The organism is Tractidigestivibacter sp. (assembly GCF_057241865.1).
The window spans coordinates 24375-37285 of the sequence record NZ_DBHHPX010000016.1 but is presented as its reverse complement, the minus strand read 5'-3'; the positions used below and the strand labels follow the sequence as shown (position 1 = coordinate 37285).

General features: G+C 61.3%; 13 protein-coding genes. All 13 read right to left on the bottom strand.

What is annotated here, in order from left to right:
- Nucleotides 1–427: 427 nt before the first annotated feature.
- Nucleotides 428–727, bottom strand: a complete 300-nt coding sequence (locus ACO59D_RS06910; protein WP_485126356.1) for a hypothetical protein — start codon at nucleotides 725–727, stop codon at nucleotides 428–430.
- 81 nt (nucleotides 728–808) lie between these two features.
- Nucleotides 809–1495, bottom strand: a complete 687-nt coding sequence (locus ACO59D_RS06905) for a hypothetical protein (protein WP_485126355.1) — start codon at nucleotides 1493–1495, stop codon at nucleotides 809–811.
- A 2-nt stretch (nucleotides 1496–1497) separates the two neighbouring features.
- Nucleotides 1498–2724: a phosphopentomutase gene (locus ACO59D_RS06900; protein WP_485126354.1), complete on the bottom strand. Its 1227-nt coding sequence runs from the start codon at nucleotides 2722–2724 to the stop codon at nucleotides 1498–1500.
- 57 nt (nucleotides 2725–2781) lie between these two features.
- Entirely contained in the window at nucleotides 2782–3942 is a 1161-nt protein-coding gene (locus tag ACO59D_RS06895; protein WP_485126353.1) for an alanine racemase, read from the bottom strand.
- 9 nt (nucleotides 3943–3951) lie between these two features.
- Nucleotides 3952–5058 carry an aminotransferase class V-fold PLP-dependent enzyme gene (locus tag ACO59D_RS06890; protein WP_485126352.1) on the bottom strand — a complete coding sequence of 369 codons (1107 nt, stop codon included), beginning with the start codon at nucleotides 5056–5058 and terminating at the stop codon, nucleotides 3952–3954.
- The gene (locus ACO59D_RS06885) at nucleotides 5055–5975 is read right to left on the bottom strand and encodes a phosphotriesterase family protein (protein ID WP_485126351.1); all 921 of its coding nucleotides are present in this window, start codon (nucleotides 5973–5975) and stop codon (nucleotides 5055–5057) included. Before ACO59D_RS06885 ends, ACO59D_RS06890 begins: the two co-directional genes overlap by 4 nt.
- A gap of 120 nt (nucleotides 5976–6095) precedes the next feature.
- Nucleotides 6096–7430: a YhfT family protein gene (locus ACO59D_RS06880; protein WP_485126350.1), complete on the bottom strand. Its 1335-nt coding sequence runs from the start codon at nucleotides 7428–7430 to the stop codon at nucleotides 6096–6098.
- 113 nt (nucleotides 7431–7543) lie between these two features.
- A complete protein-coding gene (locus ACO59D_RS06875; protein WP_485126349.1) occupies nucleotides 7544–7897 on the bottom strand; it encodes a DUF2620 domain-containing protein in 354 nt (117 codons plus the stop codon).
- Between the two features lie 13 nt (nucleotides 7898–7910).
- Nucleotides 7911–8279, bottom strand: a complete 369-nt coding sequence (locus tag ACO59D_RS06870) for a PRD domain-containing protein (RefSeq protein ID WP_485126348.1) — start codon at nucleotides 8277–8279, stop codon at nucleotides 7911–7913.
- Between the two features lie 39 nt (nucleotides 8280–8318).
- Complete coding sequence (gene yhfZ / locus ACO59D_RS06865; protein WP_485126347.1) at nucleotides 8319–9233, bottom strand: GntR family transcriptional regulator YhfZ; 915 nt, start codon at nucleotides 9231–9233, stop codon at nucleotides 8319–8321.
- 402 nt (nucleotides 9234–9635) lie between these two features.
- Nucleotides 9636–10751 (bottom strand): 3-isopropylmalate dehydrogenase, encoded by a 1116-nt coding sequence (leuB, locus tag ACO59D_RS06860; protein WP_485126346.1) that lies wholly within the window; start codon nucleotides 10749–10751, stop codon nucleotides 9636–9638.
- 2 nt (nucleotides 10752–10753) lie between these two features.
- Nucleotides 10754–11260, bottom strand: coding sequence for a 3-isopropylmalate dehydratase small subunit (locus tag ACO59D_RS06855; RefSeq protein WP_485126345.1), 507 nt, complete (start codon nucleotides 11258–11260; stop codon nucleotides 10754–10756).
- Between the two features lie 372 nt (nucleotides 11261–11632).
- Nucleotides 11633–12895 carry a 3-isopropylmalate dehydratase large subunit gene (gene leuC / locus ACO59D_RS06850; RefSeq protein ID WP_485126344.1) on the bottom strand — a complete coding sequence of 421 codons (1263 nt, stop codon included), beginning with the start codon at nucleotides 12893–12895 and terminating at the stop codon, nucleotides 11633–11635.
- Nucleotides 12896–12911 lie beyond the last annotated feature (16 nt).

Genomic DNA, 12911 nt, shown 5'->3' with positions numbered 1-12911 from the left:
TCTGAAGACACGACACCGGGCGTGAACCCCTGCCACAACACGTTGTGATGTTCCCAGCAATACAGCTTCGCGTCACGTTGCACGAACAGCTTACCGTACGTCGAACCCATCACATATGCCGTGTGCAACGTCCTCCGCGTGGGAGTTGAGGTTGGCGACACAACCATAGCAGCCGTCTCGAGGCGGTCTATCTCGTCACCAGCAACGAGGCGCTTCTCGCCAAGGCAACGGTAGCCGCTTCAAGCCCAGCAGGGCCTACGGCTGTCCTTAGAGCCTAGTGGCACAACACGCATCATGTGCATTTTGAGGCACCCCAAGCCATACGCTATAGTTCAGCCGATGTGCCCGATAAGCCATTGGGCGCATCCCTTCTTTTCCGTCGGTCGCCCACCCCCAATGGGCGGCCGACGGTTTACGTGACACTGCCCTAGAACAGGTCTAGCGCCCGTGGCGGTTTCTGCCGGTCGTGAGAATAGCTTACAAGCATCTCTGGTAGCTGGATATGGGTCGCAAGCTCGTGCGCAAGGCGCACCGCCCCTCGCGCGGCCTCGACACCCGGACCGCAGGAAACGAGAAGCCCGCAGGCCAGCTCACCAGTCGGAATACAGACCGCCGTGCCGCCCGCCATGTTTACGGACTTGCAGACCGCCTTGGAACGCACATGTGCCACCATGTCAGGAGCCACGCCGCCAAAGCCGCGAGGGATGGTCTCGTCCGCCGAAAGCACGTCAATAGGCCCCTCAAACGTCACCACACAGGCTAGGGGTTCACGTTCCCACAGAGCACCCAGCTCGGGCACAGTGCGCCTTCAATCATAGACGTCGGAGAAGGCGTAATCGGAAGCAGCAGGCAGGCCAGCCTCAGTGAGAAACCCATCTACCTTCTTGCGCATGTCTTCTCCGCCGGGGAGCAGCGTCGAACCAGCGACGGGTGCCACCACCCGCGGCAACGCACCACCCGCAAGCGACTCCCCACAGGCAAGCTCTGCGGCTGAAATTACCAGTCCCAAGCCCCTCCCGATGAATCCCACACCGCCTCGAAACACAAGTCCGTCCGTCGAACGCCCCTCGCCCGTTGTCAGAAGCCCCAGCCCCTTTCCCATGACGGCAAAAAGGTTTGTTGCCAGCGCCGGGGCAAGCACGCTCCCGCCGCCGTCGGTCCCCATGCAAACGTCGTTTACCCCCTTCAACACGTTTATCGGGCCACCACTGGTAGACCCCGTCATCGCCCTGTAGGTCAGCGGGTTCACGAGCTCCGTATCCACGCTTCGTCCAAGGTCGGCCTTGTGGTCAACGGTGAGCACGAGCCAATCGGGCGACAGGAGAAAACGGTCGAGAAGCTCTTGGGGCAGCCCAGCATCATCTTTTACGCCAAGGTACGAGAAGCCCTCGCACTTGTGCGATGCCTCCTCACGCGCATGCGGGTTTATCGCCACGACGGAGCGACCGAGGGCCCGGCCCGCCACCACGAGCCGGTCCTCGAGGGAAAGCGTCATCCCTAACCCCTGATCTGCGACCAGAAGCCCGTACCGTTCTCCGGCGAAGGACACCCAAAGTAGTCCGCCACCGTGGCGCCCACATCAGAGAGCGTGGCGCGCGTCCCGATGCAGCCCACCGGTGCCCCTTCGTGCGAGATAAGGAGAGGCACGTACTCGCGGGTGTGGTGCGGGTGCCCAATGGTGGGGTCGTTTCCGTGGTCTGCTTGGACCACAAGGACGTCCTCAGGTGCCAGCGATGCGCGAATCTGCCCGATGATGCCGTCAGCAATCGTGAGCTTCTCGGCGTAACCAGCAACGTTCTCACGATGTCCCATGAGGTCGGTCTCCTGCACGTTGGTGCAGATGAAGCCGCTGCCCGGCTGCCTGACCAGCTCCAGAGTTCGCGTCAGCACCTCAGCGGTATCAACAATGGACTCCGATTCGCCAAAGTGGTTGGCGCAGACGTCGGCCACCTTGCCCAGAAGGTGCACGTCAACGCCATGCTCCCCCAAGATGTAGGGCACCTGGACCTTCTCGTCGACGCCATAGCCCATGTGGATGCAGTGGTAGTCATCGTTATAGACGCCAGAAGCGGGCGCGTTCACGCCGATGAAGCCACCATGCTCCTCGACGGCGGCAAGCAGATTGCCAAGGTGGACGCCACGCCCGCCAAAGGTGATGACGCGCGGAGTCTTTGCGATGCCACGGACGATGCGACCGATCTTGAGCTCGGTGTCAAAATCCAGGTCATCGATGGCGGCGGTCACATTGAAGGCCTGACCAGGGTCACACTCGACATTGTCCGCCACGGTACAGGCATCATTGACAATGATGAAACGCATGCCAGATTTCTCGGACGTGTAAAAGTGCACCGAGAAGCCCTCTTTGGTCAGCGCCTCGGCAATCTCGTCAACTGCGACTTGAATAGGCTCGGTCAGCGGCACCGGCGGCTTGGTCCCCATGATCTCCTGGTGACCATAGAAGGTGTCTGCACCCTGATGCGTAAGGGCGCCGCGTCCCCAAGTGGCGCCAGGCGAGAAGGGTAGACCGGCAAACTCCTTGCCCGCCGCGTTCGCCAGGCCAAGTGCGGCCAGGTTTGGCAACGCCAGGCAAGGCGTGCGATCGAATATGTGGACGCAGGTATTGGCCCCAATGTCTGCCGGCCGGACCTCCGGAACATCGGGCATCTGTCCCACGCCAAAACCGTCCAGGACAATGATGACGAACTTTCCGCGCTTCTCCTGCATGAGTCCCCCTTCGATGAAATGGCTCCCCCGCTGATATCAAGGGAAGCCTATGACGAACTATCTGACACGACGCCCCTGGGTGTCGAAGATGCCCTCCAGGAACGGCTTTCCCTCCGAGAGGCCCGAGACCACCGCAACCTCGCTTCTGGTAACAAAGAGCTGCGTCCTGAAGCACATGAGAACCGGATCTCCAACAGGCAGACAGCGCGAAAGCTCGAAGTAGTAGTCAATGCTCTCGTCAGTGGGCGGAGTGACCTCCACACGGCATGCGGAGTCAATCGAGCTTCCAACCAAGGCGCCTTGTAGGTGCCCGCGGCGATAGTGCCCGCCGCCGTAGCAGTAGGAGACGTCACCCAGATCGTGGCTGACCTCGCTCACGTACGCGTAAGCAACCCCCTCGGGCTCACCGGGATGCGCGGCGTGATATGGCGTAGTGCCAGAAAGTCCGTGTCCAGGCTCCATGTGGGTGCCGCCCAAGGCAGCCACGATAGGCACAGAGTGAGCGCAGCTTGCGGACGGCATGTTGAGCTGGAGCCCATCGTAGCCGCGTGCCTCCAGCAGATCCGCTGCCTCGCGAACGGTTTGCGCGTTGGGCTGAGGCTCAAGCTCGCCGCTCTCTTTAGAGAAAAGCAGGCACGGGAAGGAGCAGACGCCAGCGATTCGAACGCCGCCGACCTTCTCCAGGGTATCAACCACCCTTCCAAGGCCGTCGACGGCAAAACCACCATACTGCCCCGAATAGAGGGTGTCGTCTTTGCCAAGGACACGCAGCATGATGGGCTGCACGAAACCCTGCTGCTCGGCCTCGGCGCCGATTTCCACGGCCTTCTCAACGGAATAGACGGTCATGATCTCGGGGCGTGCGGCCAGAATGCGCCCGAGCGCCGCATGCGGCGTCTGGACGAGATGGCCGACGTTTCCCAGGGGAACCCCCGCCTCGGCCATCACCAGGGCCTCGCGGAAATCCACGCACACGGCACCCGAGAGCCCCAGCTCCGCAAGACGCCGGCCAAGAAGCGGGTTTCTCCCCAGCTGCTTGAGCATGAAGTAGAGCGAGATGCCCGCCCCATCTGCGGCAGCCTTCATGATGGCCGCATTCCTGCAAACCATGTCAAGATCAATGAGGTAGGTGTCGGGAAGAATCTTGCCATCTGCCTCCCAAGCGAGTGCGAGCTCAGCTAAGGGACGATTTGTCTCAACCAGCCTGTCAAGAAACATGGACGCCCCCTAACCTGCATAGACCGCAGCAAGAAGCTCGCGGAGAATGCGGATGACGGTATCCGGACCAGAACGCATGACGTTAATGCGAATCATTCGCCGCTGCCAAGTGGGGTCCTTGGCACGAAACGTCGCGCTAATCCGATAGAACATGGGTACGAACTCATAGCGACTCTCGCAGCCCACAGGATGGGGTGCCGCACCATGGGAGGGTGCCAACGCCAGAACCTCATCAGCCACGTCCTCGTCAAACTCCACGAGCACCGCCTTGCTCTCGGCATTCGCCACATACGCAGCGCGCACATGCTCGAGCTCGCCATCGTTCAAGCGCTGGGCTACCTCGTGGCATGTGGCACCAGTAATGGAGAGCGCCACCGGAGCATAGACCAGGCCGCGCAACGCCGCCATGGCCTCATGACCCTGAACCTGCGATCCGCCGGAGTACTGCATACTGCGGATTTTCTCGACAAGCTCTTTCTTGCCAATGACCACGCCGACGCCTTCCGGACCCAAGACCTTGAAGCACGAGAAGGTGGCGAGGTCAGCCCCAAGCTGATTGCCGATGGCCATGACCTTGGTGGCAGCATAGTTGTCGTCCGTCACAATGGGCACGCCCCCCAGCGCAGTGCGAACCTGTTTGATGACGTGGCCGAGCTCATAGGAGTCATCCGGCTTCTGACGCGAATGCTGAACCAGGACGCCGGTAATCTGCTGCCTGTGGATCGCGCAAACGGCAGCTATGGAGGAGTCATCGTTAAAATCAGCCACTACGGTCTTGCAGCCCATGGTATCCAGAGTCACCTGTGTGGTCGGGTATACAGGAGCGTCATGAACCAGAATCGTAGTCCCCGGCTCAACGCAGGCAACAATAGCCCAACGAAGCGCCCCGGTACCGGCACCGCGCACGAGCACGGCATCCTCGGCATCAAAGGCCTCGGCGAAGACATGCTCGACCCGAATGGTCTGGAGCGGCCGGTTGGTGCCCTTGTGGACTCCCAGGTCCCCAAGGTCCAGCAGCTCCTCGCCCGCAAACGCGCGCGACGTCGCATCCACAACCTTGAACTGCAGGTCTCGCGCCTCCTCAAAGGTGCGGGAGTAGAGTGGATAGGTTTTCATTGCAGACCACCCTCGATGTCGAAGATGCGAGCCGGATTGCTCACCAGCATTGTGTCGATGTCGTCTTCGGAAAGGCCCGCCTCGCGCGCCATAGGAAGCACGCGGTCCATGACGGCGGTGTAACCAAAGCCTCCCTTACCATGCATGTAGGACTGGCGTGAGATGTCCGTTGACAGGACGATCTGCCCAGCAAAGCCCTCTGCGGCGAGCACGGCAAGATCCTGGGCACGTCTCTCATCGGCAAGATAGGCGATCTTGCCGCAGGTGTCGAAACCAATGTTCACGCCACGTGCCAAGACGCAACGGTAATAGTCGAGATTGTCGGCAAGGTCAAGGTGGCCAAGAACAACTTTCTCGGGCTCCATGCCAGCCCCAATCAACAAGTCGGCCTGCTCGGGAGCCATGCACCCGAGCTGACAATGTGTGGTCACGGCACAGCCGACCTCGGAGGCAACGTGAGCTGCGGCAACCATGACTTTGGTCTCCGACTCCGTTATCTCGGTCTTCTCCCCCGCGACTTCGCCAATGACGCCCGGCTTGATGTCAGTGCCGTCGATTCCCTCGGCAAACTCATGGCGAAAGGTGTCCTCGATTTTTGAGACCGGAGCCTCCTTGAGCCACGCGGGATGGTATTTCTCCAGGTAAAAGCCAGTAGAGCAGATAATATTGAGTCCGCTTGCACGTGAGATCTCAACAAGCGCACTCACATTACGGCCCATATCTATGCAGCTGACCTCAACCACACTGTCTACACCAGTAGCATGCAGGTGCCCCATCTCCGAGCGTACAAGCGGAGAGTCAGTGAAGATGGAGTCCTCATCGCCACGAACGCTGCCGAGATCAACGGAGAGATGTTCGTGAGCCATCGTGACACCAAGTTTGGAGGTCTCAATGGGGCCGAGTACGGTCTGGATCATGCTTATGCCTTCCCCCCCCCGGCCTACAAATAGCAGGCGAGAAGAACGTTGGGGGCTTCTCGCCCCGCAGAATCGGCCCGCCGCCGAGAGAGGCGGCGGGCCTCAGGACAAAAGGTGCGATTACGCAGCAGCGAGGGCAACGAGACCGACGGCATAGAGCAGGTTCAGGATGATGCCAGTGCCCAGGGCGAAGACGGGGCCGATGGCCATGCGCATAATCTTGCGACCGGTGACCTCGTTCACGTAGAAAATGGCGGCGGCAATGGCAAACGCCAGAGCGGCGTTACCCACGGAGGTGCCCATCACGATGACGGCATTCAGAGAGCCAAAGAGAACGGCGAACTCAACGGTAGTACCCATAGCAGAGCGGATGTTATCCGCGGCATCACGAAGGCTGGGGAAGCGGCCGAGCTGCCTACCGATGACAGACAGAAGCATAACCTCGCAGAAAATAATGGCGGCACCAAGGACGGCGGCGACAATCGGGTTCGGAGAGAGGTAGCCAGCAACGTAGACGAAGGTGAAACCCGCAACACCGTAGACGCCAGTGGTAATGGCCGTGACGGCAATCAGCGGGATGAAGCTAATGCCGCGGAAGAGCTCGTTGACGGCAGCAGTCTGAATCAAGCCGGCGGCATCAGCGCCCGCAGTGTAGTAGGCGTCATGCAGGTTGAACATAGAGACAGTAGAGCCGGCAAACAGGTGCAGGTTGCAGACCACGGCAATGAGGGCACCACAAATCATCAGGAACGGCACGTTCTTGCGGATGCGCGCGACACGCTCGGTGAACACGTTGTCCTCGAACTCGCCAGGACCGTCCTTCTTCTCCTTGCTGTCCTTAATGATGCAGAAGATTACGAGCGCAAGCACGCCAACAAGCAGGCACCAGGCATCGGCGCTAATGGAGGTCTGGGTGGGGCCGAACTTCCACATGGGGCCGACAACGCGGGCGAGAAGTGCAATGACGGCAGTGATGATTCCGCGCTTCCAACCAAACTGCATGATGATGGCAACAACGGGGAACAGGGCAAAGCCGGTCACGATGTAGGTGCCAAGCTGGCCAAGGGCCCCAAGGACGTCAACAGGCAGGAAGGTCAGGACGGCATTGATGCCGCCGAGGCCCACAAGGCACAGGACGCCCCATGCGGCTCCGGCAACAGCAGCCGACACCTTATTGGGGCAGAAGGCACCGATGATGTCGGTTGCAAGGAAAAGCAACCAGGGGTTGAGCAGGTTCGTGGCAAGGGCGTTACCGATGCCGACCGACGCGATGAAGCCGATGCAGAGACCAAAGACCGCCACACCGTACTCGGGGCGCGGCATGCGACCCTCAAGCATCTCTGGCACGAACGGACGAACGCCGTCGTTGAACACGGCAACTCCAAGATGAGAGCAGAGAGCCGTCATGGCGCAAAGTGCGCCGACGAGCAAAATGCTAAAAGCGTTGACTTCCATTGAGCACATCCCTTCTTTTCCGTTTCCTTCCGAGCGGCCTTATCCGCCCGGCGAAGCCTACGTGCATATGCGACACGGCCCCCACGACCTCGCCGCGCACGTCAGAGCGCGAGTTACTTTGCGCTAAGCGCTTCAATGAGCAGAGGCACCGTCTGGTCGATGGTGTCCACCGTCATACCGAAAACAACCTTGCCCTCGTCGACGAACTTCTTGATCTCGTCCAGCTTGGGGGTGCAGCCGTTCTTGCAGACCGTGCAGCACTTGGGATATCCCACCAGGCCAATCAGGATCGAGATGGCGGCGCCACCACCCGAGTTGCACGCACCGAAGTAGTAATCGACCTTCCCCTGCTTGATGAGCTGGGCACCCGTCATGTCGTTGGTGACGGTAACCTCCGCATCGGGAGCTGCCTTCTTGATGGCCGCCTCCATCTCATTTTTGTTGAGTCCACCGACCGCAATTCTCATTGCCCTCTCCTTTCTACCTGGTAGCCCGCGACATGAGCAGGCCACCTATATGCACAAGCACGAAGTCCCTCTCATCAGCCGAAAGGTCGTTCTCCATGGAGTCAAGGAGCTCATGCTGGATGCGCAGGGCCTCTGGATAGACTTCGCTGTCCACGACGTCAGAGATGATGTCGGCAGCGAGCGGATTGATCTTCTCGCCATCACGAGCACGTTTAAGCGCCGCTGCAACGTGAGTGATGAGCGTGCCCAGGACTTCGTCATCACGAGAGACCCCGCATTCGGAAACGAGAACCTCCGCAATCCTGTTGAGGTCACGCATGCCAGGGTCATCGACAAAGCCGCAGCTCCGGAGCACCTCGATCCTCTCGCTCAGCTCATCCATCTCTTCTCCCTACTCTTGTCCTCTGGGTTTAATCCCCGGTCAGTACCGCGCGGCCAACCGTCCTTCCATGACCTGCCGTTGGATGTTCTCAATCTTCTCGGCGCTCGCAAGCGAACGAATGAGCTGGCGTGAAAAGGGATCGTCCGCGCGAACGGCCACCACGGCACGGGTGTTTGAGTCCTGTGCGCCAAGGCCGCTCAGAGGACGTGTGGCAAGGCCTGAGGTCTTCATGTGAACATCGTCCTCGTTCCAGATGCCCACGTCGAGTTCGCCAGCCAACAGCATGTTCACGATATGCGTGTACTGAACAGGTACGTAATCGACCTGCTCATTAGCAAAGTAACGACGCGTGAGGCTGCTCTGGTCAACCGAAGACTCGTCGATTCCCACACGAGCGCCCGACCAGTCCGTCCTTGCGGCATCTGCGACAAGGAGCACGTGACGCCCAACGTAACTGAAGGAGCCGCAGGTCAAGGCCGCCTCAAGTTCAAAGCCAGCGCGGATATATTCCTCGAGTGCCATCTGACTCATAACGACGTAGTCGGTAGAGCCGTCAAACAGCATCTGAACGCGGGCCTCCGAACCACGCAGAAACGTGATGAACGAGCGCATACCTCCCTCATTGAACAACGTGTAGAGAGCCGTTGCCAACCCTTCGTAGCGCCGCGTATAGGGCAGGGGCATCGTACCCACAAGGTGCCGCCTACCGCAGGCGTCAGCAAGCGAGAGATAATCGACGGCCGTAAGCAGAGTTCCGTTCTGACCGTGCGCCTCCAAGGTTACGGCACCAGAGTCTTTCATGGCGGTAAGGGCCTTCTGGACGTTGCCGCGAGAAGCCCCACAAGATTCCTGCAGCTCAGAGACTGTAGGAATCCTCGTCCCCAGGGGAATGCCGCAGAGCTTAACGGCAACGCGTTGCGTGGTGATTCCCGCTTTGTTGAGCACGTCAGGCATCAGCTCCCCCTTTGGGCGGATGAATATACATTATTTTGTACATTCATTTCATAAGACGATAATGACTGTTTTGCGAGCGTATTCAAGGACTCCAGCGTTTAAGAGGTTGTAAACGGTCGATTTCTTGGTGTCAGTGGCAAGAGGGGGTAAGAAGGCAGCACGTCACTCGACTTTGCCGCCCCTCGATCTTATACGACAAGCTGGCATGTTATTTTAATTCGAATTTATATATTCGCAGGCAGTTGGCAAGGTAGACTCATCGGCCAAGCGTTTTGTCTATACAAGATCGAAAGGCAGGATGCACAGGATCGTAGGGGACCGATACGCGTACAGACAAGCTGCCCGCACGGCGAGAAGACCGTGCGGGCCACAGCTAGATGCTCTAAACCAAGTTCTCGGTGTCTAGGCGAGGGCGGCAACCACCTTGTCGCCCATCACTGAGGTGCCCAGCACGTGGTCCGCCGGCGTGGCGTCGTCGGCGATGTCGCGGGTGCGCCAGCCCTCGTCGAGCACGCGCTCCACGGCAGACTCGACCCAGCCAGCCTCCTCGGTCATGTCGAAGGCGTAGGCGAGCATCATGCCCACGGAGAGGATCTGCGCCAGCGGGTTGGCGATGCCCTTGCCGGCGATGTCGGGTGCGGAGCCGGCGGAGGGTTCAAAGAGCGAGACGCCGTCGCCCAGGCTCGCAGACGCCAGCATGCCCAGTGAACCTGTGATCTGTGCGGCCTCGTCGGAGAGGATGTCGCCGAACATGTTCTCGGTCACCACGACGTCGAAGTCGGCGGGCCTGTTGATGAGCTGCATGGCGGTGTTGTCAACGAGCAGGTCCTCAAGCTCGACCTCGGGGAACTCCTCGTCATGGACCCGGTGCACCACCTCGCGCCACATGCGGGAGGTCTCCAGCACGTTGCGCTTGTCGACGCTCGTCACCTTGTTGCGGCGCTTGCGGGCGGCCTCGAATGCCTTGCGAGCAATGCGCTCCACCTCGTACTCGCGATACTCCATGACGTCATAGGCGCGCTGGCCGCGGGCACCGTTGGCGCCGGCACCCTCCTCGTCGTAGAAGCGCTCGCGGTGGCCGAAGTAGATGCCGCCCGTGAGCTCGCGCACGAGCACCATGTCGACACCGCGGATGATCTCCGGGCGAAGCGTGGAGGCCCCGGCCAGGGCGTCATAGATCTTGACGGGGCGCAGGTTGGTGTAGAGGCCCAGCCCCTTGCGGATGCCGAGAAGCCCCTGCTCCGGACGCGGCACCGCGGGATCGGTGGAGTCCCACTTGGGTCCGCCCACGCTGGCGAGAAGCACGGCATCCGCAGCGCGTGCGGCCTCGAGGGTGGCGTCGGGAAGCGGGTCGCCGCAGGCGTCGATGGCGGCGCCACCGATGAGCCGGTCATCAAACGTGAACTCGACGCCGGCCTTCTCGCCTACCGCGAGAAGGACCTTCTTGCCCTCTGCCATGATCTCCGGGCCAATGCCGTCACCCGGGAGCGTGCACACGCGATAGGTCGCCTTGGCCATGCCTACTCCCCCCTCTTCTCGGCAAGCACGCGCTTGGTGCGCGCGACGAGGCCACCCTCGCTGATGATGTCCTGGATAAACGCCGGGAACGGCTGGGCGTGGAAGACCGCACCCGTGGTCTCGTCGGTGATGGTGCCGGTATCGGCATCAACGCTCACGACGTCGCCATCGGAGATGGCATCCGCCGCCTCGGGGCACTCCAGGATGGGAAGCCCCATGTTGATCGAGTTGCGATAGAAGATGCGAGCAAAGCTCTTGGCGATGACGCACGAGACGCCCGCCGCCTTGATGGCCACGGGCGCGTGCTCGCGAGAGGAGCCACAGCCAAAGTTCTCATCGGCCACGATGATGTCACCCGGCCTCATGCGCGAGACGAAGGTCTTGTCGAGGTCCTCGAGGCAGTGCTTGGCAAGCTCAGCCGGGTCGGACGTGTTGAGGTAGCGGGCGGGAATGATGACGTCGGTGTCGATGTCCCTGCCGTAGCGGAAGACGGTTCCTCGGAACTGCATGGGTTTCCTTTCTAAGAGGAGGGGTGGTGGGTCTCTCCGCCCCGCTCGGACATTCTCGCGCAAGGGACGCGCTGCGAAACTCGCTGGGCGGAGAGACCCACCACCGCCCACTATCGAAACTACGCACAGGCAGAGGAACCGTCTTTCGCGTCAGGGCCGTGGCGGAACCTCCACCCGCTGGAAGAGCAAAAAGCACAGAGGAGCAAAGCCGAGAAGAACGCGCTGCAACAAACAGCAGGCAAGAGAACCGGCTGCTGGGACGCCCGTCGCCGGCCTTGCAACCAGCGAGGGGCGGGCGCTTTGTCGCTGCGCGAGTTCTTGGCGAAGCCAAGCTGTCTGAGCGCAGCGGCAATGCGCCCGCCCCCCTCCCCGCTACAAGTCGCTCGGCAGCGCGATATGGCCGGCGACGGCCGATGCGGCGCAGACGGCCGGGCTCGCCAGGTATACCTCGCTCGTCGGGTCTCCCATGCGGCCGACGAAGTTGCGGTTGGTCGAGCTCACGCACCTCTCGCCTGCCGCCAGGATGCCCATGTAGCCGCCCAGGCATGGTCCGCAGGTAGGCGTGGAGACCACGCAGTGGGCGTCGATGAAGACGTCCATCAGCCCCTCGTGCACGCACTTGAGCCACACGCCCTGCGTGGCCGGGATCACGATGCAGCGCACGTTATCGGCCACGGTGCGGCCGCGCAGGACCTCGGCCGCCGCGCGCATGTCCTCGATGCGGCCGTTGGTGCAGGAGCCGATAACAACCTGGTCAATGGCAATGTCGCGGCTCTCGGCCACGGGATGCGTGTTGGAGGGCAGGTGCGGCCACGAGACCTGCGGCACGATGTCGGCCGCATCGATCTTGATGACCTGCCTGTAGCCTGCACCCAAGTCGGGGTGGCACTCGGTCCAAGGGCGCTCGGTGCGGCCGGCAAGCCAGGCGCGCGCCACGTCGTCCACCTCGAAGAGCCCCGCCTTGCCACCGGCCTCGATGGCCATGTTGGCAATGGTCAGGCGGCCCTCCACGGAGAGGTCGCGGATGGTCGAGCCCGCAAACTCCATGGCGCAGTAGAGCGCGCCGTCCACGCCAATCTGACCAATCACATAGAGGATGACGTCCTTGGCGCTGGCACCCGCCGGGAGCTTCCCGTCAATCTCGAAGCGGATCGTCTCGGGAACCTTGAACCAAGCACGCCCGGTAGCCATGCCCACACCGGCATCCGTGGAGCCAACGCCCGTGGAAAACGCGCCGATGCCGCCATACGTGCAGGTGTGCGAGTCCGCGCCAATCACGAGGTCGCCCGGGCCCACGATGCCCAGCTCGGGGAGAAGGGCGTGCTCGATGCCCATGCACCCCTGCTCGTAGTAGTGGGTGATACCCATCTCGTGGGCAAAGTCACGCGTGACCTTGGTCTGCTCGGCGCTCTTGATGTCCTTGTTGGGACTGTAGTGGTCCGGGACGAGGAAGATCCTCGTGGGGTCCCACACCCCAGCGCCAATCTCGCGCACCGTCTTGATGGCGATGGGCGCCGTGATGTCGTTGGCAAGCACGCCGTCCAGGTCGCACTCGATAAGCTGGCCGGGCACGACCTCCTCGAGGCCCGCGTGGGCTGCAAGCACCTTCTCGGCCATGGTCATGGGACGTGCCATGTCTCTCCTTCCGTAG

Bases quoted from the DNA above. Each gene is read 5' to 3' on its own strand.
- ACO59D_RS06905 (WP_485126355.1), bottom strand. From the start codon at position 1,495: ATGACGCTTTCCCTCGAGGACCGGCTCGTGGTGGCGGGCCGGGCCCTC.
- ACO59D_RS06900 (WP_485126354.1), bottom strand. From the start codon at position 2,724: ATGCAGGAGAAGCGCGGAAAGTTCGTCATCATTGTCCTGGACGGTTTT.
- ACO59D_RS06895 (WP_485126353.1), bottom strand. From the start codon at position 3,942: ATGTTTCTTGACAGGCTGGTTGAGACAAATCGTCCCTTAGCTGAGCTC.
- ACO59D_RS06890 (WP_485126352.1), bottom strand. From the start codon at position 5,058: ATGAAAACCTATCCACTCTACTCCCGCACCTTTGAGGAGGCGCGAGAC.
- ACO59D_RS06885 (WP_485126351.1), bottom strand. From the start codon at position 5,975: ATGATCCAGACCGTACTCGGCCCCATTGAGACCTCCAAACTTGGTGTC.
- ACO59D_RS06880 (WP_485126350.1), bottom strand. From the start codon at position 7,430: ATGGAAGTCAACGCTTTTAGCATTTTGCTCGTCGGCGCACTTTGCGCC.
- ACO59D_RS06875 (WP_485126349.1), bottom strand. From the start codon at position 7,897: ATGAGAATTGCGGTCGGTGGACTCAACAAAAATGAGATGGAGGCGGCC.
- ACO59D_RS06870 (WP_485126348.1), bottom strand. From the start codon at position 8,279: ATGGATGAGCTGAGCGAGAGGATCGAGGTGCTCCGGAGCTGCGGCTTT.
- yhfZ (WP_485126347.1), bottom strand. From the start codon at position 9,233: ATGCCTGACGTGCTCAACAAAGCGGGAATCACCACGCAACGCGTTGCC.
- leuB (WP_485126346.1), bottom strand. From the start codon at position 10,751: ATGGCCAAGGCGACCTATCGCGTGTGCACGCTCCCGGGTGACGGCATT.
- ACO59D_RS06855 (WP_485126345.1), bottom strand. From the start codon at position 11,260: ATGCAGTTCCGAGGAACCGTCTTCCGCTACGGCAGGGACATCGACACC.
- leuC (WP_485126344.1), bottom strand. From the start codon at position 12,895: ATGGCACGTCCCATGACCATGGCCGAGAAGGTGCTTGCAGCCCACGCG.